The 22095-nt window shown below is 63.1% G+C and carries 24 protein-coding genes; 15 read left to right on the top strand and 9 right to left on the bottom strand.

What is annotated here, in order from left to right; genetic code table 11:
- Window position 1 precedes the first annotated feature (1 nt).
- From kdpB to A2J03_RS06525, 5 genes are all read right to left on the bottom strand, one after another.
- A complete protein-coding gene (gene kdpB, locus A2J03_RS06540; protein WP_068371030.1) occupies window positions 2-2014 on the bottom strand; it encodes a potassium-transporting ATPase subunit KdpB in 2013 nt (670 codons plus the stop codon).
- Entirely contained in the window at window positions 2011-3681 is a 1671-nt protein-coding gene (gene kdpA / locus A2J03_RS06535; protein ID WP_068371027.1) for a potassium-transporting ATPase subunit KdpA, read from the bottom strand. Before kdpA ends, kdpB begins: the two co-directional genes overlap by 4 nt.
- Window positions 3681-3764 (bottom strand): potassium-transporting ATPase subunit F, encoded by an 84-nt coding sequence (locus A2J03_RS29795; protein WP_082897646.1) that lies wholly within the window; start codon window positions 3762-3764, stop codon window positions 3681-3683. Before A2J03_RS29795 ends, kdpA begins: the two co-directional genes overlap by 1 nt.
- 85 nt (window positions 3765-3849) lie before the next feature.
- A complete protein-coding gene (locus A2J03_RS06530) occupies window positions 3850-4299 on the bottom strand; it encodes a hypothetical protein (RefSeq protein WP_068371024.1) in 450 nt (149 codons plus the stop codon).
- A gap of 7 nt (window positions 4300-4306) precedes the next feature.
- The gene (locus A2J03_RS06525) at window positions 4307-4861 is read right to left on the bottom strand and encodes an RNA polymerase sigma factor (protein WP_068371021.1); all 555 of its coding nucleotides are present in this window, start codon (window positions 4859-4861) and stop codon (window positions 4307-4309) included.
- A gap of 117 nt (window positions 4862-4978) precedes the next feature.
- Between A2J03_RS06525 and A2J03_RS06520 the strand changes: the two genes are divergently transcribed.
- From A2J03_RS06520 to A2J03_RS06480, 9 genes are all read left to right on the top strand, one after another.
- Window positions 4979-5452 (top strand): Asp23/Gls24 family envelope stress response protein, encoded by a 474-nt coding sequence (locus A2J03_RS06520; protein WP_068371018.1) that lies wholly within the window; start codon window positions 4979-4981, stop codon window positions 5450-5452.
- Window positions 5449-5727 carry an Asp23/Gls24 family envelope stress response protein gene (locus tag A2J03_RS06515; RefSeq protein ID WP_068371015.1) on the top strand — a complete coding sequence of 93 codons (279 nt, stop codon included), beginning with the start codon at window positions 5449-5451 and terminating at the stop codon, window positions 5725-5727. The genes A2J03_RS06520 and A2J03_RS06515 overlap by 4 nt, the downstream gene beginning before the upstream one ends.
- Window positions 5724-5996, top strand: coding sequence for a hypothetical protein (locus tag A2J03_RS06510; RefSeq protein WP_068371012.1), 273 nt, complete (start codon window positions 5724-5726; stop codon window positions 5994-5996). Before A2J03_RS06515 ends, A2J03_RS06510 begins: the two co-directional genes overlap by 4 nt.
- Window positions 5997-6015: 19 nt before the next feature.
- Window positions 6016-6198: a DUF2273 domain-containing protein gene (locus A2J03_RS06505; RefSeq protein WP_068371009.1), complete on the top strand. Its 183-nt coding sequence runs from the start codon at window positions 6016-6018 to the stop codon at window positions 6196-6198.
- Window positions 6188-6550: an Asp23/Gls24 family envelope stress response protein gene (locus A2J03_RS06500; protein ID WP_068371006.1), complete on the top strand. Its 363-nt coding sequence runs from the start codon at window positions 6188-6190 to the stop codon at window positions 6548-6550. Before A2J03_RS06505 ends, A2J03_RS06500 begins: the two co-directional genes overlap by 11 nt.
- On the top strand, window positions 6547-7422 hold the full coding sequence (locus A2J03_RS06495) for a hypothetical protein (RefSeq protein ID WP_068371003.1): 876 nt from the start codon (window positions 6547-6549) through the stop codon (window positions 7420-7422). The genes A2J03_RS06500 and A2J03_RS06495 overlap by 4 nt, the downstream gene beginning before the upstream one ends.
- Before the next feature lie 137 nt (window positions 7423-7559).
- Window positions 7560-8240 carry a DUF998 domain-containing protein gene (locus A2J03_RS06490; protein ID WP_442971326.1) on the top strand — a complete coding sequence of 227 codons (681 nt, stop codon included), beginning with the start codon at window positions 7560-7562 and terminating at the stop codon, window positions 8238-8240.
- A 426-nt stretch (window positions 8241-8666) separates the two neighbouring features.
- Window positions 8667-9062, top strand: a complete 396-nt coding sequence (locus A2J03_RS32000) for a bleomycin resistance protein (protein WP_068371000.1) — start codon at window positions 8667-8669, stop codon at window positions 9060-9062.
- 52 nt (window positions 9063-9114) lie between these two features.
- Entirely contained in the window at window positions 9115-9915 is an 801-nt protein-coding gene (locus A2J03_RS06480; RefSeq protein WP_068370997.1) for an SDR family oxidoreductase, read from the top strand.
- Here the strand turns inward: A2J03_RS06480 and A2J03_RS06475 are convergent.
- The 3 genes from A2J03_RS06475 to A2J03_RS06465 all read right to left on the bottom strand — a co-directional run bounded on the left by A2J03_RS06475 (window position 9908) and on the right by A2J03_RS06465 (window position 13193).
- Entirely contained in the window at window positions 9908-10660 is a 753-nt protein-coding gene (locus A2J03_RS06475; protein WP_231912394.1) for an EAL domain-containing protein, read from the bottom strand. The genes A2J03_RS06480 and A2J03_RS06475 overlap by 8 nt on opposite strands.
- Entirely contained in the window at window positions 10657-11898 is a 1242-nt protein-coding gene (locus tag A2J03_RS06470) for a PucR family transcriptional regulator (RefSeq protein ID WP_068371092.1), read from the bottom strand. Before A2J03_RS06470 ends, A2J03_RS06475 begins: the two co-directional genes overlap by 4 nt.
- A 122-nt stretch (window positions 11899-12020) precedes the next feature.
- On the bottom strand, window positions 12021-13193 hold the full coding sequence (locus A2J03_RS06465) for a GGDEF domain-containing protein (RefSeq protein ID WP_082897645.1): 1173 nt from the start codon (window positions 13191-13193) through the stop codon (window positions 12021-12023).
- Window positions 13194-13497: 304 nt separating this feature from the next.
- Between A2J03_RS06465 and A2J03_RS06460 the strand changes: the two genes are divergently transcribed.
- Entirely contained in the window at window positions 13498-13866 is a 369-nt protein-coding gene (locus tag A2J03_RS06460; protein ID WP_068371086.1) for a YciI family protein, read from the top strand.
- A 15-nt stretch (window positions 13867-13881) separates the two neighbouring features.
- On the top strand, window positions 13882-15084 hold the full coding sequence (locus tag A2J03_RS06455; protein WP_068370994.1) for an RNA polymerase sigma factor: 1203 nt from the start codon (window positions 13882-13884) through the stop codon (window positions 15082-15084).
- Here the strand turns inward: A2J03_RS06455 and A2J03_RS06450 are convergent.
- Window positions 15081-16409, bottom strand: a complete 1329-nt coding sequence (locus A2J03_RS06450) for an NAD(P)/FAD-dependent oxidoreductase (protein WP_068371083.1) — start codon at window positions 16407-16409, stop codon at window positions 15081-15083. The two genes, A2J03_RS06455 and A2J03_RS06450, sit on opposite strands and share 4 nt — an antisense overlap.
- 86 nt (window positions 16410-16495) lie before the next feature.
- On the opposite strand from A2J03_RS06450, the gene A2J03_RS06445 reads away from it, so the two are divergent.
- From A2J03_RS06445 to A2J03_RS06430, 4 genes are all read left to right on the top strand, one after another.
- Complete coding sequence (locus tag A2J03_RS06445) at window positions 16496-17386, top strand: LysR family transcriptional regulator (protein ID WP_068370991.1); 891 nt, start codon at window positions 16496-16498, stop codon at window positions 17384-17386.
- Between the two features lie 162 nt (window positions 17387-17548).
- On the top strand, window positions 17549-19030 hold the full coding sequence (locus A2J03_RS06440; RefSeq protein ID WP_068371080.1) for a class I adenylate-forming enzyme family protein: 1482 nt from the start codon (window positions 17549-17551) through the stop codon (window positions 19028-19030).
- A gap of 58 nt (window positions 19031-19088) precedes the next feature.
- Window positions 19089-20966 carry a DUF3556 domain-containing protein gene (locus tag A2J03_RS06435; protein WP_068370989.1) on the top strand — a complete coding sequence of 626 codons (1878 nt, stop codon included), beginning with the start codon at window positions 19089-19091 and terminating at the stop codon, window positions 20964-20966.
- The coding region (locus A2J03_RS06430; RefSeq protein ID WP_068370986.1) for a phytoene desaturase family protein at window positions 20963-22095 on the top strand (1133 nt) is incomplete at its 3' end. The genes A2J03_RS06435 and A2J03_RS06430, both read left to right, overlap by 4 nt.

Here is a 22095-nt window from a genome sequence, read left to right as displayed (position 1 = left end):
ATCAGCCGATCCCTGGGACGAGTCGAACGAGTTGGTCGATGAGCCAGATCCCGAGGAACGGCGTCACGACGCCGCCGACCCCGTAGATCAGCAGGTTGCGTCGAAGCAGCGCCGACGCCGATGCTGCGCGATACTTCACGCCCTTCAGCGCCAGCGGTATCAGCGCGACGATGACGAGTGCATTGAAGATGACCGCGGACAGGATCGCCGACTCCGGCGTCGCAAGCCGCATGATGTTCAACGCGTCGAGCTGCGGGTAGAGGGGCGCGAACATTGCGGGCAGGATTGCGAAGTACTTCGCGAGGTCGTTGGCCAGCGAGAAGGTCGTCAACGCGCCTCGGGTGATGAGGAGCTGTTTGCCGATCTCGACGATCTCGATGAGTTTGGTCGGATCGGAGTCCAGATCGACCATGTTCCCCGCTTCCTTGGCGGCAGACGTCCCGGTGTTCATCGCGACGCCGACGTCGGCCTGCGCGAGGGCGGGGGCGTCGTTGGTGCCGTCTCCGGTCATCGCGACGAGTCGGCCGCCGTCCTGCTCCTTCCTGATCAGCGCGAGCTTGTCCTCCGGTGTCGCCTCGGCGAGATAGTCGTCGACCCCGGCCTCGGCGGCGATTGCTTTGGCCGTCAAGGGATTGTCACCGGTCACCATGATGGTTCTGATTCCCATGGCCCGTAGCTGACCGAATCGCTCGGCGATCCCCGGCTTCACCACGTCCGACAGCTCGACGACTCCGAGCGCCCTTACGGTGCCGCCTCGGGCTTCGGCAACGACGAGAGGTGTACCGCCGGCCTGAGCGATGTCGTGGACCGAACCTTCGAGCGCGGGATCCACCGAACCGCCGGCCGAGCGAACCCATTGAGCGACAGAGTCGGACGCACCCTTTCGGATACTCCTGCCGTCGATATCGATGCCGCTCATTCGTGTCTGGGCGGTGAATGCGACGAACTCCCCCGCACGTTCGGTGTCGTCGGCCGTATCGATCATTCCGAAATCACGGCAGCACAATTCGACGATGCTGCGGCCCTCGGGAGTACCGTCGGCGAGCGAGGACAACCGAGCTGCACCTGCCAGCTCTTCGGCGTCGACTCCCGGCGCGGGATGCAGACCCGTCGCACGACGGTTTCCGAAGGTTATCGTTCCGGTCTTGTCCATCAGCAGCGTGTCGATATCGCCGGCTGCTTCGACGGCTCGACCCGACATCGCCAGCACGTTGCGCTGCACCAATCGGTCCATTCCGGCGATACCGATAGCGGACAACAGCGCGCCGATAGTGGTCGGAATCAAGCACACCAGAAGAGCGATCAGGCGGATCGGATTCTGCGAGTCACCGGCGTAGACGCTCATCGGTCCGATTGCGACGACGGCCAGAAGGAACACTATCGTCAACGACGCGAGGAGGATGTTGAGCGCGATCTCGTTGGGTGTCTTCTGTCTGCTTGCACCCTCGACGAGTCCGATCATCCTGTCCACGAACGTCTCTCCCTGCGCTGCAGTGATCCGAACGACGATCTCGTCGGAGAGCACCGTGGTCCCGCCGGTGACTGCCGATCTGTCGCCACCGGATTCCCGCACCACCGGTGCCGATTCGCCGGTGATCGCCGACTCGTCGACGGAGGCGATTCCGTCGATCACATCTCCGTCCCCTGGGATCACCTCACCTGCCGACACGATCACCTCGTCGCCGACCGAGAGCTCTGCAGCACGCACCTCGGTCACGACACCGTCGGCGCCGCGGCGTCGAGCAGAACTGTCCTGCTTGACCTTTCGCAGGCTCGCGGCCTGCGCCTTGCCTCGACCTTCGGCGACCGACTCGGCCAGGTTGGCGAACAGCACCGTGAACCACAACCAGCCCGCCGTTGCCCAGGCGAACACCGTAGGTTCCATGGCTGCGAGCACGGTGGTGACGATCGAACCGACGAACACGATGAACATGACGGGGTTCCGTGCGAGGTGGCGAGGGTCCAGCTTTCGGAATGCGCCGACTACAACGTCAGCGGTCAACAATCCGGTCATCGAAGAGCCTCCGCGATAGGGCCGAGCGCAAGCGCCGGGAAGAAGGTCAAAGCCGACACGAGAACGACTGTGCCCAGCAACAATCCACCGAACAGTGGGCCAGTGGTGGGGAGCGTTCCGACGTCTGCCGAGGTGCGCTTGGACTTGACCAGCGAACCTGCGAGCGCGAGCACGAACACAATCGGAAGAAAGCGACCGAGGAGCATGGCCAGACCCAGTGATATCTGGAACCACTCACTCGTCACCGTCAGACCACCGAACGCGCTGCCGTTGTTGTTGGACGCGGAGGCATACGCGTAGAGCACCTCGGTGAAACCGTGGATCCCCCCTGCAGTGCCAGGATCACCGGAATTGCCTTGAAAACCCTGCGTGGAGTCGAGAATCACGGTGATCGACGTGCCGAGTAGCACCAGCGCCGGCATGACGAGCACGGACAGCGCGGCCATCGTGATCTCCCGACGACCGAGCTTCTTGCCCAACAATTCCGGGGTTCGCCCGACGAGCAGGCCGCCGACGAAGACCGCAATGATCGCCAGTACCAACAGACCGTACAGCCCACTTCCCACCCCACCCGGCGCAATCTCGCCGAGCAGCATGTTCAGCAGCACCGCGCCACCACCGAGCGACGACATACTGTCATGAGCGGAATTGACTGCACCAGTGGATGTTCCGGTCGTGGATACTGCGAACAACGCAGATCCAGGTATCCCGAACCGAACTTCCTTGCCCTCCATCATGGCGCCTGCAGCCTGCGCCGCGACACCACGCGCACCCGATTCGGCCGCGAGCGTGACGGCGAGAAGTCCACCCCACAGCACCGCCATGACGGCCAGGAGAGTCAGCCCCTGCTTCCGGTTGCCGACCATCGTCCCGAACGTCCTGGTGAGTGCAACGGGAATCAACAGCAGCGCAATGATCTGCACGACGTTCGTCAGCGGAGTGGGATTCTCGAACGGATGCGCCGAGTTGGCGCCAAGAATGCCACCACCGTTGGTTCCGACTACCTTGATCGACTCCTGCGACGCGACGGGAGCCAGTGCATTCTTGACCGTCGTTCCGTCGACTCCGGTAGAGACGAATCCGGTCGAGAACGACTGAACAACCCCCTGGGTCAACATGATCAGAGCAACCAGCAAGGACAGCGGGAGCAGGATCCGCAGCGTCCCCCGCGTCAGGTCGACCCAGAAATTGCCGATCTCACCGCGCGAGCGGACCCGTACGAACCCTCTGACGAGCGCAACGGCGACGGCCAATCCGACAGCGGCGGAAAGGAAATTCTGCACCGCCAGCCCGAGGGGCTGCGTCAGGTTCGACATGGTCGTCTCTGGAACGTAGGACTGCCAGTTGGTGTTGGTGACGAACGACGCGGCGGTGTTGAACGCCACGAGCGGACTCACCCCTGGCAGTCCACCGTTCAGCGGCAACACCCCTTGGATGCGCTGCAGGACGTAGAGCACGATCAGGCTCGCGGCGGAGAATCCAAGCACGCTCGTGGCGTATCCCACCCAGGTCTGCTCGGCCTTCGGATCGATGCGGCACAGTCGATAGAGCATCGACTCGACGCGGCCGTCACGGGGAGCGTCGAACACCCGGGCCATGTAGTCACCTAGTGGCACATACGCAGCGGCGAGCACTGCGATCACGATGGGGATCTCGAGGCCGCCCATCAGAACTTCTCTGGATCGAGCAGCGCCACGAGAAGGTAGATCACGGCTAGTGCAGCCAGACCCACAAGCACGATTTCAGTCATCGGGCAAGCATCGGCTCTCGTCCCGGCCGCAGACGAGTTCCTTACGTAGCGCTTACGCCCTCAGCAGCGGTTCTTGACGAAGTTCTTACACGTCGATGTCGTCGACGCGAACGTCGACGTCCGAACGGACCAGCGGGACCCCGAGGGTGTCCGCCGCCACGCCGATGGCAATGCGCGCCAGATCGTTCCCGACCGCTTGCAGATCGCTGCCGTAGGCACCGACGACGGCGATCGACATTCCGGTGCACGTGTGATCGTCGAGATAGAGCGATATGTCGGTCGGCTGGCATCCGTGAACGCCGGTGAGCGCCCCAAGCACTGCTCTGCGAACGACCTGGTCGCTGACGCGCAGCGAATCGGCCTCGCGGCCCACGGGAGACGTGGGATACGACGCGTCGACCGGCCACGTGCGTCGCGTCGTGGCTCGGACCTTGGAAATGATCGAGCTGCTGATGTCCACCCAGCGCGGTTCCTCGGGTGCGTCCCGCAGCTCGCGGGCCGCCCGGTCCAGAATCGAGTCGGGGTCCGGCGTCATCGTCGCATCACTGCCATGCCGCCAACCTTTCGCTCAGAGTTGTTCGTGCTCGTTGCAGCTGCCCGCGAACTGCACCAGCCGACAATGTCATGATCTGCCCGATTTCCGGATGTGTCATCCCTTCGACCTCACGCAGCAACCAGCACGCACGCTGGCGATACGGCAACTCGGCCAAGGCACGGCCGAGATCTTCCATGAAGTTCTCGGCCGTCGCGCTCTTCTCCGGGTCTCCGGTGGCATCGGTGCTGCTTCGCTCGAAGATCCAGTCCTCGGCGGGCGCCACGGCTCGCTTGCGCCGGTGGTCCACCACTTTGTGGGACACCAACGAGAACAACCAGGTCCGCAGCTTCGAATCGCCCCGAAAGGTGTCCAGACCCTTCCACGCTGCGACAAACGCGTCCTGCACCACTTCCTCGGCAGCACCGTGATCGGACAGCATGTTGCTTGCGTAGCGGAACATCTCAGGGCCGTACCGCGCAACGATCTGCTCGAACGCATCGGTGTCGCCGAGAGCTGCGTTGCTGACGAGGACGTGGTCCGTCCGCAACGCCTCGTCGTTCACGACACCGTTCTACCAGGGATGGCGCATTGTGTCCCAGATCACCCGACTCAGGCGTGCTCTTTCGGATTCTGGGTACGACCTACTTCCGACACAATCGCACTCGAAGAGAGAGAAACAATGAGCAGCCAGACACTGGACAAGTCGGACGCCGCATCTTCGCAGACTGCAGTGACTCCCAGGACCGATTCCGCGCTCGTGAGCACCACCGGGCGGACCACCATCGCCGACACGGTCGTATCGAAGATCGCCGGAATCGCGACACGTGAGGTCGAGGGTGTCCACGACGTCGGCGGCGGCACGTCCCGCGCGATCGGCGCTCTGCGCGAGCGGATTCCGGGTGCGCGCGTCAACCAGTCACAGGGTGTGTCGGTCGAGGTCGGCGAGCGCCAGGCAGCCGTCGACATCGACATCGTCGCCGAGTACGGCGTGTCCATCGCCGATCTCGCGTCAGGCATCCGTCGCAACGTGATCACCGCCGTCGAACGGATGACCGGCCTCGAGGTCACCGAGGTCAACATCGTCGTGCACGATGTCTTCCTCGACGAAGGTGACGACGAGGGTCAGGAAGTCACGGGAACTCGAGTTCAGTGACCGAGCAACCCGACATCTCCGAAGTCATTGCCGATGCAGTGCTGGCGATATCAGGTGTTGCCCGCCTGCACGGCGGGATGTTCGGTGAAGCGGCCACGTATCTGCCGGGCAGGCGGGTGTCGGGTATCCGGATCGGCGACGACGGCGTCGAAGTCCATGTGTCTGTCGCCGCCGGTAGTTCGATTCGTGAGACGGCCGATGCGATCCGTACCGCCGTCAGTGCGCTGTCGGCCGGGCCCGTTCACGTGACCGTGGAGGACGTAGTTCGAGTATGACCCGATCTGCCGAACACACGGCTGCTCGCCGAGCCGTTGCCCGCGCACATCACCCGGACGTCGGGGGAGACCCCGACGTCTACGCGGCCGAACTCGCGGCCGTGGAACGCAGGTTCGTCCCGGCGCCCGCCACATTCGGCACGGCGCCCGCCACGCTCGAACCCATCACTCTTCGACGCAGCGTGTGGAAGCACCGAAAGCGTTCAGCCACAACAGCAGTCGTACGCTCCCTCAACCGGGTGCGATCCAAGCGCTACTTCGAGATCTAGCCAGGAGCAACATCACATCATGACGACTTCGACCATCGGTTTGTTCGTAGGACTTCTGTTGGCGATCGCGGCTGCAGCAGGCGGATTCACCGGATTCCTGTTCGCAGTCGTCCTCGCTGTAGCCGGCTTCGCCGTCGGCCGGTACATCGACGGCGAACTCGACGTGTCGGCGTTCTCTCGCGGACGCAGGCATGACCGATAGCGAACCAGGCGGCGACGCTACGCGGGGCACCCTCGAAGTACGGGAGCGCGTCGTCACGCGTATCGCCGAGATCGCAGCCGGACGTGTCTCGGGTGTCGAACGCGTTGCCGGTGGATTGACGGCGCGCACGCTTCCACACGTCGAGGCCTCCGTGCGCAGCGGACGGGTCACGGCGACGGTCGAGGCCGCAACGCGATGGCCGACGCCGATCGCCGACGTCGCATCTCGTATTCGTACCGCAGTGTCCGAGGACCTCGTCCGGGCCAGTGGCCTCGACGTCGACACGATCGATGTCCGCGTTCATTACGTTGCACCCGAACGTAATTCCACTACCACCAGGAGAGTCGAGTGACCCCGAAAGCAGCGCCGAGGGCGACACCGATCGCGGTGCTTCTTGCAGTTGCCCTGTGCGTTCTCGGCATCATTTTCGGGCGAGACGCTCTCGTCGAGTTCGGCGCGATCTCGGGTACCGCATGGATCAGCCCCCTCCTCGACACACTCGTCGGTTCGACTGTGTCGTCGGCATTGCTACCGGTCGGGATCGCTATCGCAGTACTGGGGTTGATACTCGTCGTCCTCGCCCTTCTGCCACGAAAGAAGACACACCGTCTGTCCGACTCCGAGGGAGTATGGCTCGGGCGGCGCCCGGGACGCACACGGATCTCGTCCATCGGTACCGGTGCCGCTGTCTTCGATCGATTGGCCACCGTCGTCGTCGGCGCCGTGCTCATGGCTATCGGTGCAGCTGCTGCCGCGTGGCAGCGCGGACAACTTCCGGATCAGGTTCACGATGCCCGCAGAACGTTCGAGACGTGGTCACCCGGCAGCTGGGCCGACACGGCGTGGTGGCCGTGGGCTCTGACCGCTGCCGCCGCGCTGGCGCTGGTCATCGGTCTTCGGTGGCTGTACGCCCACCGGCCGAGACGCCAGCCTGCCCGGTTGGTCAGTGAGAACGACGAACATGCCAGTGTCGACCTCGTGTCGGCTGCACAGAATGCGGCAGCCGAGTTCGAGTCCACTCCTGGAATCGCCTCCGCAAGCGGCCGGGTACTGGAGGTCAAGAAGCAGCGCGTACTCAGGATCTCCGGCGTCACCGACAACAGCGGAGTCGCACACGAGGAGCTCGTGGAGTCTGCGGCGCACCTGCGCACCACGTGCGCCTCTGCCCTCACCGGCCTCGCCGTGGAAGTCCAGGTTCTGATCGATCTCAGACCAGCTCGGTAGCCCAGGACTGGGTGTGCTCTCAGGTTGGCCACGTACAGTCGACCCTCCGGCCTCGTCCGCTTCGCCAGAAGGATCACACCATCACCTCCCCGAGCTCTGCGCACAATCTGCGCCACGCTGCAGCCGGGACCGCATGGGTGCTGAGCTTCGCTTACGTGCTGGCAGAGCTGTTCACAGCCTCGGCGTGGAGCACACCCTACAGCTTCGCGCGGAACTCGATCAGCTCGCTCGGTGTAACCAGCTGCGAGGTGGACTCGTGCTCACCGATGCACGACGTCATGAATTCGACCTTCGTCGCGCTGGGAGTGCTGACGCTGGTAGGCGCGTACTTCTTGCATCGACACATCCGGAACGGGCGGTCGAAGAAGTGGATCCTCTCGCTCGCCGTCATCATCGCAGTCAGTACCGCGGCGACGGGACTGTTCCCCGCGAACGACGGAACTATCATGCACTGGGCTGCAGTGATGCCCGGCTTCGTCGCCAGACACGTGGTTCTCGTACTCATCGCTTGGCACCTCTGGCACGAGCGTCGGGTGGTCGCGTTGTGGTCCGCTCTGTGCGCGCTGGTCGGAGTTGTCGGGGCCATCCTGATGCTCGCCCAGACACTCCACTTCGGTTTGGGTGAACGATTGGCCCTCTACCCGATGCCGGCCTGGATGGCGGTGACCGGTGCCGCGGTCCTCCTCGCCCTGGCCCGCCGTACGGTTCTGCGTCGCTTCGACTTCTCCTGGCTCGGCTACCTACGCATCCCCCTCCGCGTCCGCACGAAGCCGAGGCCCGCCCTCTCTGTCGCGCCGCTCGTTCCCAGTTCCGAATAGATACGTTGGTGGCGTAGCTCAGATCCAGGCCGTCGCCATGCCAAACGGGAACGGGTCACAGCCAATTGCGTGGCCTCTTTGGTTGGTTCGGATCGGCTGCAAGGGCGGTGGCCAGCGGTCGGGTCCGTAGTTTCGTCCCAGTGCTCGCCGACGTAGCTGGGGTCGAAGTCGGCGGATGCGGTCGCTGAGTAGCGAGGTCGGATGTCGTCTTCGAAAACGAGGCGGTCCTGCCAGTGTCCGTCGCCCTCAGGTGCGCGGTCCCGGTGCCGGACAGTGGATGCGGTTCGGGCCGAACACGGGCCCGACACGGCTGGGTTCACCCAGTAGCTATCACGCGAGCTCGTCGATGGTGAGACCGTCTTGTTTGGATCCGGTCACATACAAGGTGGCTGCAAGGTCCACCGGTAGGTCGTACGCTTGGATGCTGTGGCCGACCATGCTGTACCGAACCTGCCATCTCGTGATTTCGATGACACGCTCACCTTCTATGGCGGGTTCGGGTTCGAATTGGCCTACCGAGATGATGGCTGGCTGATTCTCAGCCGTGGAGCACTCCGGTTGGAGTTCTTTCGGTTTCCTGATCTTGTGCCCGAAGACAGCTCGTTCATGTGCAGCATCCGCGTAGACGATGTCGATGAACTGTATCGAAAGATCGAGGATGCAGGTGTCGTGGTAAGGCCCGTCGGGCGTCCTCGACTGCATCCAGTGCGGCTTCAGCGCTGGGGGCAGCGCGTCGGGTTCCTCGTGGATCCCGACGGGACACAGCTGAATTTGATCGAAAACCTCGACGCGCCATCCACACGCACGACCGACTCCCCCTAGCTACCGAAGCAACACATCGCACGGCGAACGATTTGACCGTACACTGTACGGTATGACTGTCTTGGTGACCGGAGCTACCGGCAACATAGGAAGAATGCTCGTCGATCACTTGATCGCGGCGGGCGCGAGCGACATACGGGCGCTCACCAACAAACCCGAAATCGCGGACCTGCCAGACGGCGTCGAGGTCGTGAAGGGCTACCTCGGCCGAGTCGAGTCGCTTCCCGCTGCGTTCGATGGCGTCGACAGTGTCTACCTCGCCCCACTGGAGAAGACCGTGCACCAGGTACTCGAGTTGGCGAAGTCAGCGCGGGTGCGCTACATCGTCGATCTAGCAGGGCCACCCGGGAACTGGTGGTACCCGATCTCTCGCGCCGTCGAGGAATCCGGTCTCGAATGGACGCATCTGTGGCCGGGCGAGTTCATGGAGAACGCGACGATGTGGGCGCCACAGATCCGCGCAACAAGGTCGGTCAGCGAACCGTTCCCCAATTCCGCGAATGCTCCGATCGCGATGGACGATATCGCCGCCGTTGCCGCCGCATGCCTGACGGAACCGGGTCACGCCGGGAAGGCGTACGCATTGACCGGCCCGGAAAGCCTGAGCCGCAGCGCCATCCTTCGACACATCGGTGACGCGCTGGGTGAAAGTCTCCGATTCGACCAGGTCTCACGGCAGGAAACTATCGACGCGCTGACCCCTACGATGGGCGACTTCGCGGTCACCTACGTCGACGGCCTGGAGGCACAGGTCGACAATCCCCAACTCGTCGGCACCACGGCCGCCGACCTGACCGGGAGATCGACCACGTTCGCACAGTGGGCGCACGAAAACGTGAACGAATTCAGCTGAACCGCGTTCGCACATCCGCCCCCGTCGACGCGGCCCCGAACAACCAGCCCTGCCCGAGGGTTGCTCCGAGCCGAATCGCCCGAGCCCGATCACGTTCCGATTCGATTCCTTCGGCCAGGATCACGGCACCGCTGGAGGCTACGTATCGACGAACTGCGGACATCACCCGAGCGCTGCGGAACGAATAGGGTCGACGCAGAATCGATGCGTCGAGTTTGACGATGTCCGGCTCGACGAACGTGAGTGCCGTCAGCGTGCCGGGGTTGGATCCGACGTCGTCGAGTGCGATCGAAAAGCCCCGTCGTCGCGCAGAATCGACCATCGAGCGCAGGTGTTCCTGGTCCCCGTCGAGCCCACGCTCGGTGATTTCGAGAACCACGTCGCCCTCGCATTCCAGCGCGTCGAGATGCGCCTCGGTACGTGCACGATCGGTGATACCCGACGGCTCGTAGTTGAGGTACAGCGCCAGGCCGTCGGTCAGGTTCGCCGAACGAGCTTCCTTCACCGCGGCTGTGCGACAAGCGAAATCGATGTCGGCTACCACACCCCGAATACGGGCGAGCGCGAAGACCTCGGCAGGATCGACACCCTCGACGGTAGGCCAGCGAGCGAGCGCTTCGATTCCGACTACTGCATCCGACTGCAAGGACACCACCGGCTGAAAGCACGGCACCATGTCGTCGATCGCAATCAGAGCTGCTCGCGCTGCGATCGAGGTGACGGGTGCGGTACGGGTGATTGTCACGTGGGCTTCTTCGGATCGAGTGAGTCGGCGATCAACGCAGCGTGCAGAGCGCGCAGACCAGAGGACTTCATCGGGTCGATGCCGGTGATCTGCTCGATGCGCTTGAGTCGGTAGTCGACGGTATTGGGATGGACCACAAGCTGAGTCGCGGCCTTCTTCCGGTTTGCCTCGGTGGACACGAACACTTCCAGGGTCGGCAGTAAGTCCGGCACCCGACGAAGCGGGTCGAGCATTCTCTTCAGGTGTCGACGCCCGACTCCGGGGCGAGCGATCTGAAATTCCAAGGCCAAGTCCGCAATTCGATAGACACCCGGTCGGTAACTCAGTCGTTGAACGAGTCGGAGAAGTTCGTATGCGTTCTCGGCAGCACCGGGAACACGCTCGGGTATCGCCGTGGCGGCGGCCGCCGAGACCAGCACCCCTCCCGCGTCGGTCAGGAGAGACACGAGTTCTTCTGCTGCGTGCTCGGCCGCATCGGGAATCAGGATGGTTCCACCCGACGGACTCAGAATCGCCAATGGGGGAGCAGGAGAGAAGTAGTCGGACATCGCTGCGGAGATCGTCTGAAGCTTGCGGGACGCCGCTGCTTCGCGGGCACCGGGCGCACCTGTCTCGTCCGCGTGGGGCGGAAAATGAACGGCAACGACCTCATAGGAGGCCGCCAACTCGGTACCGTTTCGTTCTGCCACCGCCGAGGCGGCAGGATCACCGCCCAACAGAGCCGTGACCACAGCGTGAGCCTGATCCTGGCCCTGGACTGCGACGGCCTTGTACTCGTCGAGGTACGCCGAGGAGACCGCTTCCGAGACGACGTCGAGAAGACCGAACATCAAGACTGCTCCATCGACGAGGGCTTCATGTTCACCGTCGACGGCGTGGAGAGCAACCAAGCGAAGGCCGACGGAGAACCCTTCGTGAAACGCATGCTGGATGGGCGCCAAGGGCACGCCGATGCGTGCCCACTTGCCGGCCGCACGACGAAGGCGATCCAACTGCGGTGCCGACGGCTGCCTTCCACTGTCGAGGACATCGGCGGCGAGTGCGACGCATTCGGCCGTGATGTCGGCGACAACTCCGCGTCCGAGCTCATCGGTCAGATCCCGGCACTCGGTGGTGCCGACAATATGCTCTACCAGCTGATTCGTCGTATCCCGCGACACACGCAATTGGTGCGACGCCGGTTGCCCACCCAAACTCAGACCCTCGGTCGGATCCATGGACACCATCGTTGTTGCCATCGACAAACCCATCCTCTCAGCACAGTCGTTCACTGCCCCTGCCCCAGAAAGGTAGCGCACAAAACAGTCCCCCGGGCCATTTTGATGCGTTAAAACCAACTTGCAGTTTGTTTGTGTCTTTTTCAGAGGGAATGCACGGACATCTGGTTGCCCCCCGCGGCCTTCGAGCGGTACATCATCGAATCCGAAGACCGAAGCATTCGGCCGATGATGGACTGGCCGGCGTGCCGCAACACCGAGTCCGATTCGAGGATGGATACCCCGAAGCTGGCCGTGATCGGTACGTCGTCGTCCTTGTCGTGGACGGCTGCGACCGCCTCCAGCAATCTGAACTCGACAGCAGTGCGCTCACCCGACATCACGACGACGAACTCCTCACCGCCGGTTCGCGCCGTGATCCCGCTGTCGCCGACGATTCGTTCGAGTCTGCGTGCGATGTCGGTCAACACTCGGTCACCGGCGTCGTGACCGTAGACGTCGTTGACCGCTTTGAACTTGTCGACGTCGACCATGGCAACCGCAATCGACTCGTCCTTACCGACTGCCGAATCCCACAGGTCGAGTACTGCGGAATCGAAACCACGCCGATTCAGCAGCCCAGTCAGCGGATCACGAGCCGACCGGCGAGCGTCGCCGGCGATTGCGGTCCATGCGATATGGGCGAAAACCGGCACACCCGCGATTGCCGTGAGGATTACCGTGAGCACCGCGAGAGTCGTCGCCGGATGCTCGCCGCTGCTCGACCATCCGCGCCACGCCGAGAAGACGACGAAGCCGCACGAGAACAGCAGATGGGCGACCATCCACCGAGGGCTGAGAAAGAAGGTGCAGAACGCACCGGTGATGACGAACAGTGCACTGCCCATGGTCGCCGCTGTCGCGTCGTAGCAGGCGAGTACAGACGCGAGACCGACGTCCCCGAAGATTCCGAAGGCAATGAAGCCGTATTTCTTGGGCACCGGACAGACGATAAGAACGTATGCGACGGCGACCTGCACGACGAGGACGAAGCACACCCACAGCCGCGCCTCGAGAACCTGCGGTCCGCGCGGGCTGAACAGCATGATTGCCGACGTCAACGCAAAGATAAGGGTCGCGAGACTGAAGACACCCCGAATGACCGTGTGCAGGTGTCGGACCGAGCGATGCGCGACGATCCACTCGTAGTCGTGCGGCTGATGGAACCAATCCGAGAATGCAGCTGCGCCCTGAGGCAACATGCCTCGGCGATGTCTGCCGGAACGCTTGGCACCGAGAGTCTCGCGCTCGGTCAGCTTCCCCTCGAGTGTCGTCACGATCCATCCCCCAAGCAGTTCTGTGAGATGCCAAGGGTGAAACGCCCCTCAGCGTGTGCAAGATCACGCTAATGCAGCAAACGGGTTCACAGTTTGTTTTGAAGCAGTCAGCCGCACGTGCAGTCGGATTCGAGGAGATCTACCGAAGACGCAGGTGCACCGCTGTCACAAGTCCCAATTGATTTCGTAGATCTACCAAGGTGTCGATTTCGGTCGGTCCCGATCGTCATAGCTGTGTGCGACCGCACGACGCGGTACACAGTGGAACGACATGAAGTGGAACGACACGGAATGGGAGACGGTCATGAGATACACACTCGTTCTCAACCACGCAGAGCCCGCAGAAGGCGAGATCGACGCCGACGTCATCACCCAGATCCAGGAGGCCTTCGGCGTCTACGGGCGGGCGCTGCAGGCGGCGGGGGTTCTCGTCGCCGCCGAGGTGCTGGCCTCGTCCTCGGCGACGAAGACGGTCACGCTGCGAACCGGGGATCTCCAGATTCAGGACGGCCCGTTCGCGGATACGAAGGAAGGCGTCGCCGGAGTGTTCGTCATCGACGTTCCCGACGAGGACGCGGCGTTGATGTGGGCGGAACGATGCCCCGGCGCGCAATTCGGAGTCGTCGAGGTGCGAGCTGCTGCCACGTCGTTCATTGACGGTTCGTGGACCTGAGCGGCAGCCGAGCCGGTGATCGAGGTCGAGTACGTCGTTCGCACCTCGTACGGCCGACTCCTCGCGCTGCTCGCGTCGGCAGACGGGGATATCGCGGCCGCCGAGGACGCACTCTCGGACGCCTTCGAGCGCGCGTTGCGGACCTGGCCGAACGACGGCGTTCCCGCTAATCCCGACGGCTGGCTGCTCACCACCGCCAGGAACCGTCGACGCGACGCCTGGAAATCCGCCGCATACCGCATGTCGGTCTCGCTGAACCCGGCCGAGCACACACGGACTCATCTCGACTCGATCGATCCCGACGCGTTGCCGGACAAGCGGTTGCAACTGATGGCGGTATGCGCGCATCCCGACATAGACCGAGCCGTACGCACTCCGCTCATGCTCGACGTCATCCTCGGCTACACGGCCGCCGATATCGCGCGAGCATTCGCGCTGCCATCCTCGACTCTGGCAGCGCGGCTCGGTCGGGCCAAGAAACGAATCCGCGACGCAGGTCTTTCGTTCGAACTTCCTGATCGCACGGTGCTGCCGGAACGCATCGACGCCATCCTTGCCGCCGTCTACGGGGCGTTCGCCATCGACTGGCACAGCACCGGTTCGGAAGTGCGTGATGGGCTGACCGGCGAGGCCCTCCATCTCGCGGAAACGGTGTGCGATCTGCTGCCCGACGACGCCGAGGCGCACGGTCTCGCCGCGCTGATCTGCCTGTCCTCCGCGCGACTTCCCTCTCGCTACTCCGGCGGAATGTTCGTTCCGTTGTCGGAGCAGGACTTTCGACTGTGGGACCGACACCTTCTCGCCCGCGGAGAAGTCCATCTGAGACACGCCCACGCACTGGTGGCCACTGGAGTGAGCGCCCTGGGACGATTTCAACTCGAGGCCACGATCTCGGCCGTACACTGCGCGCGAAGACATAGTGGGTCCACGGACTGGTCGACTCTTCGCGAGCTGTACTCGGTATTGCAAGAGCTGGCTCCGACGCTCGGCGGGGCTGTGGCGCTCGCGGTAGTGACCGCCGAGACCGACGGAGCGGATGTCGCATCGACCATGCTCGATGCTCTCGACGGGACCGATCGCTTTCAGCCGGCGTGGGCCGCCCGTGCCCATCTGCTCGCACGACTGGGTGACACCGAGAAATCACGTGCAGCGTACGAGAAAGCGATCTCCTTGACTCCCGACGCTCCTACGCGCAGGTATCTGGAGAGGTTCGTTTAGGCTGCCTGCCGCTCCTGGTCATGCTCTTCGTCGACTCGTGCCTCGGTGCGCACTGCCCACCTATCCGTGTACTGGAAGTGCGGACGCTTGTCGCCGATGTACGAGCTCAACCACGACACCACTGCGACGTATCGGTTGCGGAACCCCACCATGTACATGAGGTGGACTGCCAGCCACATGACCCAGGCGATCGGCCCCGACATGTCGACCTTGCCGAAAAGCCGTGCGACTGCACTGAATCGCCCGACGATCGACATGCTGCCCTTGTCGACGTAACGGAACGGCGTACCTGCATCGACCTTGCCGACGATGGTCTTCGCGACGTGACGACCCTGCTGCATCGCTACGGGTGACTGACCCGGGAGACCGTTCAACGACGTCACGTCGCCGATCGCGTAGATGTCCTTCGCCGATCCGACCGTCAAGTCCGGGTGAACGAGAAGCCTTCCTGCACGGTCGGTTTCGCACCCTGTGCGCTCGGCGAGCGTAGCCGCAAGGTCGCTTGCCTGCACTCCGGCCGACCAGATGACAGTCTTGGCGGCGATGGTCCTCGAGGTTTCGGTGTCCACGTCCTGCACCGTGACCGTGTCGTCGACGATGTCGGTGACCATGGCTCCGGTCACGACGTCGACTCCTGACTTCTCGAGCTTCGCGCGGGCATACGTGCTCAGCTTGCCGCCGAATGCGGGCAGAACTTCCTTCACACCGTCGACGAGCGTGACGCTGACCTCGTCGGGACTGATGTCGGGGAAGGATCCGGCGAAATATCGGTGTGCCAGATCCCTGATCTGGCCGGCCAGCTCGACGCCTGTCGCACCGGCGCCGACGACGACGAAACTCAACAGCTCCTTCTTGGCGACCGGATCGGTGGTGAGGTGCGCGGTTTCGTAGCAGCTCAGAATTTGCTCGCGCAGGGCGATCGCGTCGTCGACGGTCTTGAGTGCGAAGGTTCGGTCCTTGAACTCATCGCGCCCGAAGTACGCCTGCGTAGCGCCCGTGGCAACGATCAGTCGTCCGAAGCCGATGGTGTGCGAACTGCCTGCTGCGGAGTAGGTGACCTGGTGCTCGTCGGGGTCGACGTCGACGACTCGACCCAGACGGACGTCCGCCGATTCGTACTGAGCCAGGATGCGCCGGATCGGCGGGGCGATCTCACCCGTCGACAGCATCCCGGTCGCGGCCTGATAGAGCAGTGGCTGAAAAAGGTGCTCGGTAGTGCTGGAGATGAGTGAGAACTTCACGCCGGCCTTGCCGAGGGACTTGGCAGCTGCCAGTGCTCCGAATCCCGATCCAACGATGACGACCTCGTACATATCCGCTTTCATGTCCTCCATAGAACCCCGCGGGAGCTGGTCTATCAACGTGAAAGATGGAATAGCATTGATGAGTAGAACTTATGAATGGAGACTCGATGGAGCTGCGACAACTGAAGTACTTCCTTGCGGTCGGGGAGGAACTGAGCTTTTCGCGCGCGGCGGAACGCTGCTACGTCTCGCAATCTGCAATCAGTCTCCAGATAGCCAAGCTCGAGCGAGAAATGGGCGAGGCCTTGTTCGAGCGAACTTCCCGTACGGTTCGATTGACCGTCGTAGGAGCACAATTGGTGTCCATAGCGCGCCACATGATGGAACTCGAGCAGACGGCTCTGGCATTGACTGCTCGCCGCCGCAACCAGCTCCGCCTCACCGGCAACATGACCTTCGCGGCCAATGCCATTGCCGCCATCGTTGCAGTGCGTGAGCGTCATCCCGAGGCCGAGATCGACTTCGTGTTGAAACGATTCGCGGAGCAAATCGAAGCGGTGACTTCCGGCGACTGCCAGGTTGCGCTCATCCGGGGAAGCGTGGAGCGCTCCGGTCTGCACGTGACGGAGTTGTGGACCGAGGATCTGGTGGTCGTTCTCGCCGACGGCCATCCACTGGCGAGCGAGGACAATCCGAACCTCGAGCAGCTGGCCGCGTATCCGCTGCTGCTTCCCAAACGCAGTGAACAGATTCTGCTGCACCGGGTCATCGAGGGAGCAATGAAGCGCAGCGGTCTGCGGCTCGCCTTCGGACCGCCGGTCGCCCCCGATCACACGGCGAGCGCCGAACTTCTCAACCACCCGGAATGCTGGTCGATCATCTACGCGAGCACCGCCGAGAGTACGCCGAAGACGGGGCTCGTCTTTCGCACCGAGGCGCAGCACAGACTGCAACTGCCCGTCTCGGCAGTGGTCGACGCCTCGTCACCCGCGACAGACATTCAGCGTGACCTCATCGACGCGTTGGCTGCGACTGCTCCGCAAGGGATTTGGTCATGACGACTTCGAGTTCATCCTCCGCCAGCGGGTAAAGCACGGTCTCGACGCCCGTTGTGCGCAGAGGACAACCAATCTCTCGAACTCTGGCCTCACAGGCCGTTTTGGAGTACGCCCACTGTCACTAGTGTCATGGATCACAGCATCAGTGAGGAGATCGAAAAAGTGTCCGTCATCAGTTATTTCACGTGGAACGCTGGGGCCGAGCGCGCTACCCGTCCGTGCGTTCGCGACGACAACACCGCGTTGACCTACGGCGAGTTCTCCACCCGTGTCGACGCCTTCGCGTCGCAGTTGTCCGCTCGTGGTCTCGGCAAGGGTGACGTCATCGCGGTGATGCTGCCGAACCGCGTCGAACTGCTGACGGCGATGATGGCGGCATGGCGAATCGGAGCGGTCGCGACTCCGGTAAACCCCACGTTCACCCAGCCAGAAGCGCTGTACCAGATCCACGACGCGAATGCGCTGTTGGTGGTCACCGACGATCCCAGTCCGGTGCCGGGGTACCCGGTCATCTCGATCGACGAGATCGACACGAGAGCACCAGTCGACGGCGACGCCGGCTTCGGCGATCCGGACCTCGACGATCTCGCGTTGTTGATATACACCTCGGGTTCGACCGGCCGCCCGAAAGGGGTCGAACTCACGCATGCAAATCTGGAGTACATGGCTTCGGCTATGGCGCAGCACTTTTCGTTGACAATCGACGACCACTGCATGCTGATCCTGCCACTGTTCCATGTGAACGCAATCTGCGTGAGTGTCCTGGCACCCCTGCTCGTCGGCGGGCAGGTCAGTATCACCGGACGGTTCTCGCCATCACGGTTCTTCGACGATGTCGAGCGGCTCCGGCCCACCTATTTCTCGGCGGTGCCCACCATCTACGCACTTCTGGCCTCTCAGCCCGACGACGTCGTCCGTGACACGTCGTCCTTGCGGTTCGCGGTCTGCGGCGCTGCCCCGATCTCGAAGGAACTACTGGACAGAGCCGAATCGAGGTTCGGCCTGGCAATTGTCGAGGGATACGGTCTCACAGAGGGAACGTGCGCTTCTGCGTGCAATCCCCCGAACGGCGTTCGCAAACTGGGTACGGTCGGCCCAGCACTGCCTGGTCAGACAATCGCCATCGCGGACGAGCAGGGAACGCTCCTGCCGATGGGCACCGTCGGGGAAGTCCTCATTGCCGGGCCGAATGTGATGCGCGGCTACCTCGGCCGCCCCGACGAGACAGCACGCACAGTGGTCGACGGGTGGCTACACACCGGTGATGTCGGCCGACTGGACCAGGACGGATACCTCACGCTCATCGACCGCATCAAAGACATGATCATCCGCGGTGGCGAGAACATCTACCCCAAGGAGATCGAGAATGCACTCGCCACCCATGCAGACATCCTCGAAGCTGCGGTCGTCGGAGCACCGGACGTCGTCTACGGGGAAGTCCCCATTGCGTACGTAGTGACCTACCCGAACGCGGCGGTCCACGAAGCCGAGTTACTCGACCACCTACGCGAGCGAATAGCGAAAATCAAACTGCCCGTAGCGATTCACATCATCGACGCGCTGCCTCGGAACCCTGTCGGCAAGATCGACAAGCCCGGTCTACGCCTGGCGTTGCAAGCGTCCGCGGTCGAAACCGTGAGCTGACCAGTTCCGCATTCTGCACCACCTCTGCACGATTCATTTCCTACACAGGAGCATTCGCATGGGATTCAAAGAAGGAAACTTCCCACCGGTCGACCCTGCTACTTTCCTCGACCTTCCGTTCCGAGACCGTCTCAGGGCAATGTCGACCCATTGGGCAGACCACGGATTCGGAACACCGAAGATGGTCCACACCATCTACATTCTCAAATTGCTCGTTCTCTACCTCGGCGCTGGAGTCGCGGTCGCCACACTCACCACCGGACACAATCCGTTCGAGATCTCGACGTGGTGGAACGAACCGGTCGTCTACCAGAAGTTGTTGCTCTGGACCCTCCTACTCGAATCGGTAGGGCTCGGCGGATCCTGGGGACCTCTGGCCGGACACTTCAAACCCATGATGGGCGGCGCTCTGTTCTGGCTGCGCCCCGGGACGATTCGCCTTCCACCGTGGCCGGGCAAGGTTCCGCTCACCACGGGGGATACGCGCACCGTGTTCGACGTCGTCGTCTACACTGCGATTCTGGTCAATATCGTTGTTGCATTGGCCCTTCCAGGAGTGCACACCAGCTCCATCGACACCGCGATCACCGACAACGCCGGTCTCGTACGTCCTGCGCTGATGATCTCGCTCGCCGCACTGCTGATAGTGATCGGCCTGCGCGACAAGGTCATCTTCATCGCCGCCCGTGGTGAACAGTACTTCCCGGCAGTACTGATCTTCGGCTTCCTGCCGTTCGTCGACATGATCATCGCCCTCAAACTGCTCATCGTGACCGTCTGGGTCGGAGCCGGCATCTCCAAGCTCGGGCACCACTTCTCCATGGTGATCCCACCGATGCTGTCGAACACCCCGTGGATCCCGTCCACAGCACTCAAGCGTGCGCACTACCGGAATTTCCCGCACGACCTCCGCCCCTCCAAAGTCGCTGGCGGTGTCGGGCACATACTCGGAACGCTGGTAGAGGTCGCAACACCTCTCGTGTTGCTCTTCACCACCAACGCGGCCGTTGCGCTTGCCGCTGTCGCGTTGATGGTCGCCTTCCACTTGTTCATCATCTCCACCTTCCCGCTCGCCGTTCCGCTGGAATGGAACCTGCTGTTCGCGTTCGCATCGGTGTTCTTGTTCCTCGGATTCCCCAACGCCGACGGCTACGCCGTCTGGGACTTCTCCTCTCCCGCTCTGCTGGCCGTCATCGTGGCGGGGCTGATGTTCTTCCCGATCCTGGGCAACCTCCGACCTGACCTCGTCTCGTTCCTGCCCTCGATGCGGCAATACGCCGGAAACTGGGCCTCGGCCACCTGGGCGTTCGCTCCGGGCTGCGAGGACAAGATCGACCAGTTCATCAAACGGCCCAGCCAGAACACCCGCACCCAGCTGCTCGCCACCTACCCGCCAGATGTTGCCGACGTCGTGATGCACCAACTGCTCGGATGGCGTTCGCTTCACAGCCAGGGTCGCGCCCTGTTCTCGCTGATGATGAACCACCTCGGCGACGACATCGACACCTACACGCTGCGCGAGGGAGAGTTCTCCTGCAACTCGATCGTCGCGTTCAACTTCGGCGACGGACATCTGCACGACGACAAACTCATCGCGGCCATTCAGCGCCGCTGCAACTTCGCTCCGGGCGAGTTCCTCGTGGTGTGGATCGAATCGCAGCCGATTCACAAGAACTACCAGCAGTATCAGGTCATCGACGCAGCACTGGGAGTCATCGAACGCGGCACGTACAAGGTCGCCGATGCTATCAACGAGCAGCCTTGGTTGCCGAACGGACCCATTCCGATGACCGTGACATGGACACTGGACATCGACGCCAACCGCGCCGCTACCGACCCCGGCACTGTGGAGGAACCGAAGATGCGCGACACCACGACAACCGAGTCCGGTGACTCCGTCGGTGTACCTACCTCGCAGCGGAGCAACCGGGTATGACCACCGCTGTCGTCGTCGGCAGCGGGCCCAACGGGCTCGCTGCCGCGGTTCGCCTCGCCCGCGCCGGAGTTGACGTTCAGGTACTCGAAGCTGGTGACACCATCGGGGGCGGAACGCGCAGCGCCGAACTGACAGTGCCGGGGGTGCTCCACGATCTGTGTTCGGCATTCCACCCGATGGGCGCCGGCTCGCCCTACCTCGCCACCCTCGATCTCGAACGCTACGGCCTGAACTGGAAGTGGGCGGACGTCGACTGCGCGCATCCGCTCGACGACGGTGACGCGGGACTCATCCACCGCTCGATCGACGCGACCGCCGATGGTCTCGGAGCGGACGGGCCCCGCTGGCATCGGATGTTCGGAGACATAGCCCGCAACTTCGACATCCTCGCGGCAGACCTGATGCGTCCCATCGCGAACGTGCCGCGGCACCCGTTGGCCTTGGCTGCGTTCGGCCCACGGGCACTGCTACCGGCCACGGTGGCTGCGCGATGGTGGCGCACCGAGAAGGCAAAGGCCTTGTTCGGCGGTGTGGCCGCTCACGCCTACTACCGTCTGGACCGCCCAGCCACCTCGGCGGTAGGGCTGATGATCACCGCGTCCGGCCACCGGTACGGGTGGCCGGTGGCAGAGGGTGGATCCGGATCGATCGCCCAATCGCTGGCTTCGATGCTGCTCGACTGGGGCGGCAAGATCGACACCGGCGTCAGCGTCCGAACGGCCTCCGACATTCCACCGTCCGATGTGGTACTTCTCGACACGTCACCTCGTGGAGCGCTCAGCATCTACGGCAATGCACTACCCACGCGTGTCATGAAGGCGTACAACAAGTTCCGTCGCGCACCGGCAGCATTCAAGGTCGACTTTGCCATCGACGGTGATGTGCCGTGGACCAACGCGGGCTGTGCTCGAGCAGGAACCGTCCATCTGGGTGGTTCTTTCGACGAGATCGCCGCGCACGAGAAAGCCGTCACGCAGGGGGTGATGCCGTCCCGCCCGTTCGTACTGGTTGGTCAGCAGTACCTGGCCGATCCGACCCGTTCGGCTGGAACGATCAACCCCCTCTACGCGTATGCACATGTGCCCAACGGATACACCGGTGATGCGACGGAGGCTGTGGTCCGACAGAT

The sequence above is a fragment of the Rhodococcus sp. EPR-157 genome (genome assembly GCF_001647195.1).
Lineage (GTDB): Bacteria > Actinomycetota > Actinomycetes > Mycobacteriales > Mycobacteriaceae > Rhodococcoides.
Note: the sequence above shows the minus strand (reverse complement) of the source record. Positions and strands in the feature narration are given on the sequence as shown.

Coding starts and splice junctions, on each gene's coding strand:
- A2J03_RS06470 (WP_068371092.1), bottom strand. CDS start 11,898: ATGGCAACAACGATGGTGTCCATGGATCCGACCGAGGGTCTGAGTTTG.
- A2J03_RS06530 (WP_068371024.1), bottom strand. CDS start 4,299: ATGACGCCGGACCCCGACTCGATTCTGGACCGGGCGGCCCGCGAGCTG.
- kdpA (WP_068371027.1), bottom strand. CDS start 3,681: ATGGGCGGCCTCGAGATCCCCATCGTGATCGCAGTGCTCGCCGCTGCG.
- A2J03_RS06445 (WP_068370991.1), top strand. CDS start 16,496: ATGGAGCTGCGACAACTGAAGTACTTCCTTGCGGTCGGGGAGGAACTG.
- A2J03_RS06460 (WP_068371086.1), top strand. CDS start 13,498: ATGAGATACACACTCGTTCTCAACCACGCAGAGCCCGCAGAAGGCGAG.
- A2J03_RS06480 (WP_068370997.1), top strand. CDS start 9,115: ATGACTGTCTTGGTGACCGGAGCTACCGGCAACATAGGAAGAATGCTC.
- A2J03_RS06505 (WP_068371009.1), top strand. CDS start 6,016: ATGACGACTTCGACCATCGGTTTGTTCGTAGGACTTCTGTTGGCGATC.
- A2J03_RS29795 (WP_082897646.1), bottom strand. CDS start 3,764: ATGACTGAAATCGTGCTTGTGGGTCTGGCTGCACTAGCCGTGATCTAC.
- A2J03_RS06510 (WP_068371012.1), top strand. CDS start 5,724: ATGACCCGATCTGCCGAACACACGGCTGCTCGCCGAGCCGTTGCCCGC.
- A2J03_RS06435 (WP_068370989.1), top strand. CDS start 19,089: ATGGGATTCAAAGAAGGAAACTTCCCACCGGTCGACCCTGCTACTTTC.
- kdpB (WP_068371030.1), bottom strand. CDS start 2,014: ATGACCGGATTGTTGACCGCTGACGTTGTAGTCGGCGCATTCCGAAAG.
- A2J03_RS06450 (WP_068371083.1), bottom strand. CDS start 16,409: ATGAAAGCGGATATGTACGAGGTCGTCATCGTTGGATCGGGATTCGGA.
- A2J03_RS06520 (WP_068371018.1), top strand. CDS start 4,979: ATGAGCAGCCAGACACTGGACAAGTCGGACGCCGCATCTTCGCAGACT.
- A2J03_RS06500 (WP_068371006.1), top strand. CDS start 6,188: ATGACCGATAGCGAACCAGGCGGCGACGCTACGCGGGGCACCCTCGAA.